Source organism: Microvirga sp. P4_G7 (genome assembly GCF_056401005.1).
Window position 1 is genome coordinate 1 of record NZ_JBFUKD010000206.1, and the last position, 5,666, is coordinate 5,666.

1 protein-coding gene is annotated in these 5,666 nt (G+C 61.7%); it reads right to left on the reverse strand.

Features of this window, described 5'->3' with window-relative positions:
* Positions 1-53: 53 nt before the first annotated feature.
* Positions 54-5,666: cadherin domain-containing protein (locus AC1DT3_RS10795; RefSeq protein ID WP_477465258.1), on the reverse strand; the 5,613-nt coding region annotated here is incomplete at its 5' end.

Genomic DNA, 5,666 nt, shown 5'->3' on the forward strand with positions numbered 1-5,666 from the left:
CAGAGATATTGGCGATCAGAAGGTTAGATTCAGAGATATTGGCGATCAGAAGGTTAGATTACCCAAAAATCGCTTGCAGTAAGTGATGGTTTAACACCACTGAAAGTAGCAATTTCCTTTTCACCGTAAATAGATCCGGAGCCGTCCTGGTCCCAGTACAGCTTACCTGACGTCTCATTGTAGACGATGCGAGTCTGTGCAACTTTCTGTCCGGCTCCAACTTTCAGAAACGCATTTGCGGCCAACTCCCTTTCGGAAGTCCCTCCGAGATTGAATACTGTTCGGCTGATGTGGATGGTATCGAAATTGTTGGCCGCAGCATTCTTGCTGAAATCCGTGATAGTGTCGCGGTTGGTCACTCCGCCCGTGACGTTTATTGTTCGGTCGAACACAAAGATGTCGTTTCCGGCTCCGCCCGTCAGTACATCATTCCCGGCCCTGCCATAGAGCTTATCGTCGTCGCCACCGCCCGTTAAGGTGTCCTTGCCGGCACCGCCGATGATCGTGTCCTTGCCATCCAAACTGCCAGCGTTCAGGGCCGCGGTAGTATTCTCCGTCAGCCAGTCACCGACGGAGATTATGAACGTCTCGGTCAGGTCTTGATTTCCGTCAATACCATCATCGACCTTGATCGTCACTTCGTGGCTCGCAGCCTGCTCCCGATCAATCTTCGCCCCGTTGAAAACCTCTAGCCGATCACCATTGATCGCGAAGCGGCCATCGTTACTTCCAAACGTTCCATCCGCCAGCTTGATCTTGAAAGTGCCCGTAGCTGTCGTCAGCAGCTGGCCGATGGGGTTGCCTTTGCCCGACAGCTCGCGGACGAAAAGTTGAGAAAGATTTAACGTTTGTGCGCCGTCCGGCGGTCCACCCTCAATCGTATCGACGTTTTCAATCCCGAGGTCGTGATAGTGGGCGGTCGCCGCTGCTAGTTCGGCGGCCGTGTACAGTGCGGTGTACAGGTGGACCGTATCTGCGTCGCCGTTGGTGGTGGTGTCCCAGATGCCGTCGCCGTCCAGGTCGGAGCGTTCTCCTTCGATCTCGTCTCCGGCATTCACGATGTAGTAGTGATCGTTGCCCGATCCGCCGTTCAGCGTATGCGCGATGGCCGTTCCGCTGCCGCCGTCGAGGGTGTCGGCGAAGCCGCCGCCCATGATGGTGGTCGAGAAGGCGTTGCCCTTGAGGGCGACGCTGCCGGTGAAGCCGCCGCGCAGGATTTCTGCGTGGACGCCTCCGGCGAGGGTGTAGGCCGCCACTCCGACTTCGACCGCGTCGGTCCCTTCACCGGCGACCTCGACGATCACGTCGCCCGCGTCGCGCACGAAGTAATGGTCGTCCCCGGCGCCGCCRACGAGGCTGTCGAGGCCTCCGCCGCCGTCGAGGGCATCCTCTCCGTCGCCGCCCTGGAGGGTGTTGCCGGAGCCGTTGCCGATGATCGTGTTGTCAAGGCCGTTGCCGATCAGTGTCACCGCGCCTTCGGTCAGGCTGGCGTCGAGGTTTTCGACACCGACGCCGAGGGTGTATTCGGCCCACGTCGTGTCGAAGGTCACATCGTCGTGGAACCTGACAGTGTCCGTTCCGACATCCGCCTCCAGCTCGGTGATGGTGTCGCCCGCATGGCGGACGATGTAGATGTCGTTCCCGATGCCTCCGATGAAGCTGTCGATATCGCCGGCGCCGCCATCGAGGGTATCGTTGCCGACCCCGCCCTGAAGCGTGTTGGCGCCGGCGTTGCCGACGATCCTGTTGTCGAGGTCGTTGCCGGTGAGGGTGACATCACCGGCCGTTTCGCTCGCATCCAGAATTTCCACGCCGTTCGCCAGAACGTAGGTGTTCCAGTTGTCGTCGAACGTGACGTCGTCAGCGAACTTGACCATGTCGCCGGTGCTGGCTGCATCGGTGACGCCGTCCGCCAGCGTTTCATCGATGAGCACGCCGGCGGCATGAACGATGTAGGTGTCGTTGCCGGTGCGGCCGCGCAGGACGTCCTGGTTGGTGCCGGAGGGCACGCCCTGGACGCCGCCACCATCGAGCGTGTCGTTGCCTAATCCGCCGACGACAGTGTTGGCGAAGTGATTGCCGGTGAGGCTGATATCATAGTCGACGTCGTCGCCGGCTTCGATGGTTTCGACACCGATCGTGTCCGACAACGTGTAGGCGGTCAATTCGTGGACATAGAAGATGTCGTTGCCGTCATTGGTCGGGTCCGTTCCCTCATTCACGAGAGCGACATCGGCAAGCGAATGAATGTGATACTCGTTGTCGTTGCCCCCTCGTCCATTCACGGTCGTGTCGACCGTGACTTCGCTGTTTGAGGTGGGCGTAGCCTGGAGACCGTCGTCCACCGTGATGGTGAACTGCGTCGTGACCACCGGGCCGGCCGTCTCGTAGTTGAAGGCGTCGAAGGTCAGGCTGTGCAAGAGCGCCGTCAGGGACGTAGCGTCGCCCGTGAAGGTCCACGTCACGTTGCCGCCGCCAGCATCCTCGGCGGAGCCTTGCGTGCCGGCCGGAATGACCAGCGACCCTTCCGTCCCGTTGAAGGTGATTGTCAGGGTCAGCGAGGCGCTGTCTCCATCGACGATGGTGACGCCTGCGAACAAAGCGGGGAAATCCGCCGGGCTCGCCCAATCGGTCGTCGTCGTGGTGGCGTTGCCCACCTGGATCTGCGGCGGCACGTTGACGATGGAGGTGACGGTGACGGCGTCCACGAGCCAGGTCGGTTGGGTGAACGCGTCGTCGATCATGAACGAGAAGCTGGTGTCCACATCGGCGCCGTTGGCGCGATCCGTCGGATTGAAGTGCACATCCGCAAGGAAGGCCATCAGCGCGGCCGCGCTGCCCTTGAACTTGTAGACCCGGTTGGCGCCGACGCCGTTCTCATCGGTATCGGTGATTTCGACGCCGGCTCGCGCACCGATATTCCCCAGCGCACCGGCACTTCTCAGATGCACGATGTGCAGGGTCAGTTCGTCGCCGTCGTTGTCGAGGATGCGCAATCCGCCGAACGCGAGGGATTCGCCGCCGGTGGCCGCCGTTTGGAAGGCGGCCGTTCCCTCGAGACTGATGGTCGGCGCGTCATTGATGACGGAGACGACGGTGATTGCGTTGTCGAAGGTCTGGAGCGGGGAATCCCCGTCGGTGAGCGTGAACGAGAAGTTGACGGCCACAGGGCCGCCGTCGGCGCGATCGAGCGGGTCGAAAGTGATGCCGGCGAGGAAGGTCTGAATGTCGCCGGCGCTGCCGGTGAGCCGGTACGCCACCGCCTCCCCCGCGACGCTGATGTTCATCACATCGACCCCGGGGATGCTCGTCATGCCGTTGAGCACGCCGAGATTTTCACCGAAGGAAATCGTCAGGACGATGTCACTGTCGGTATCCGTGAGTTCGATGCCGGCGAAGGCAGTGACGAGACCCCCGGTGGCTGCCGTGGTGAAGGTGGCGTCCCCGGTCTCGACATGGAAGGTCGGCGCGACAGTGTCGACACCGCCCGTGGAGTGGGCAGTGACCGTGGCCCGCGACGTGGTGGAACTGCCGCTGAGATCTTCCAGCGTGATGGCGAATTCCGTCACTTGGTCGCCGTCACCCGCACTCCGATTCGTGGGGTTGAACCAGACATTGTGCAGGAACGCCGTGACGTCTTGCTGGAGTCCCGTGACGACCAGCAGCCCGTCCGTGCTGTCGACGGCCACACCGTACGATGCGGCCTCCGGGAGGATCAAATCTCCGTTGAGGTCGTTGAAGCCGATTGTCACCCGTATCGGTGAAATGTCGCCGTTGTCGACATCCGCGAAAGTGAAATTCAGGAACGGTGCGGCTGTCTCGACGTCATCGATTTCCGGGTCGACATCGCCACTGATGGTGATGGTCGGCGCGGTGTTGTCCACGTTGAAAACCCTGACCCAGATTGCCTGYGGAGCTCCGAAAGCCGTGCCGTCCGTCGCTTTGACGGTGAGCATGTACCAGCCGCTATCCGGACCGTCGCGCTGTCCTTCCGGGATGTCGTCGAAGTTCAGCTCCCCGGTGACGACGACAATCCAATTGGCGCCGTCGCGCGCCAGGCCGAAGCAGCCGCCAGCCGTGTCGGTGAGGACGTATTCGACGATCGCATCGCCGTTGCGATCAAAGGCCGACAGGGTGCCGGCGTAGGTGTTGAGGCCTGCGTCGTCGTGCAGGTCCGCGTCGTCGGACAGCACGATGTTCGTCGGCGCGCTGTTCGTCGCCGTCGCCGTCACGGTGACGTCGACGATGTTCGATGTGGTGCCGCTGCTGTCGCGGATCTGGACGGCGAAGTCCGTGGCCTCCGTTGTGCCGGCCGCAGCCGCCTTGTCCCGTGGGTCGAAGCGCAAGGAATGCAGGAAGGTCGTCACGTCTCCTTGAAGGCCGGTGATCACCAGGGAGTTGCCGTGAAGCGTGTAGGCGATCGCGGTGATTCCGGTCGGCAGGTTCGAGGGGATGCCCACGAAATCGCCATGGGTTCCGTCGAAGGTGACGGTGACGGTGATCGAACGGTTGTTCGCCAGGTCGTCCGCATCGACGAAGGTCAAGTTCTGAAGCGGCCGCGTCGGCACATTGTCCGGCGTCGCAAAGGTGACGGCGCCAGTGACCTGGATGACCGGCGCAGTGCCGGTTTGCCCGTTGACGACGACATTCACCGGCTTGACGATCGAGTATCCGTTGCCGCCATGGTCGGTGATCTTCACGTACAGGGTGAAGTTCCCGGCTGTGAGACCGCCCTGAGCGACGACGATCGTCCCGTCTGCGCGAATTGCGAAATTGGTGCCGGCGTAGGTTCCGCTGCCGTCGGCATTGGCGACGAGGGAATAGGTGAAGTTCCGGTTCTCGGTTGTCGTATCCGGATCGTCGACAATCGGCACTCCCGTGACAAGGTCGCCCGCATGGGCGGTCACGTTCATGAGGCTGACCGTGTAGGTCGCGGCGGTCGGACTCTCGTTGACGTCGGTGACGTCGAACTGGATTTCGAACGGTACTGAAGCCTGGGACGATGCGGTTCCATCGACCTCGAAGGCGAAGACTTGGAGCTTGAAGTACTTGCGTCCGCCCTCCACGAAAATGTCCGCGTTGTCCGCTTCGAAGTTTATTCCGCCATTGAACGTGATGACGCCGGTCTCGTGATCGATCGAGAAGAAATCGAAATCGTCAACGAGATCGTAGCGGAGTGTCGAGCCGCCGATGCGGTCATCCTGCGCCACCACCGTCGCGACGTCGATCGCATTGCCGTTCTCAGGAAGCAGGTTGACATATGTCCCGGTGACGATCGTCGGCGCGTCCGGAGCGGTATTTTCGGTATCCGGGTCGTTCAAGAAGATCTTGATCACGGTGTCGGTCGAGGGCAGCGTGCTGCCGACGGTGCTCACCGCTTTCACGGTGACCGTGTAGTATTTCTTGCCGCCGACGGTGTCGGCTTCGTGGATATCCGGATCTTCGCTGTCGAGGATCGCGCCTGTGGCGACCGTGATGACGCCCGTCGTGCGATCGATCACGAAGCGGCCACCGGCGTTGGCGACGAGATAGTACTCGAGGCCGGTATTGTTGCCAGTGTCCGGATCAATCGCCGAGACGAGGCCCACGGCGACTCCAGCGCCGGCGCCTTCGTCGACCGTGCCGTCCGTCTCGTCTCCCCCGGTGAGAATCTCGCTGACGACGGG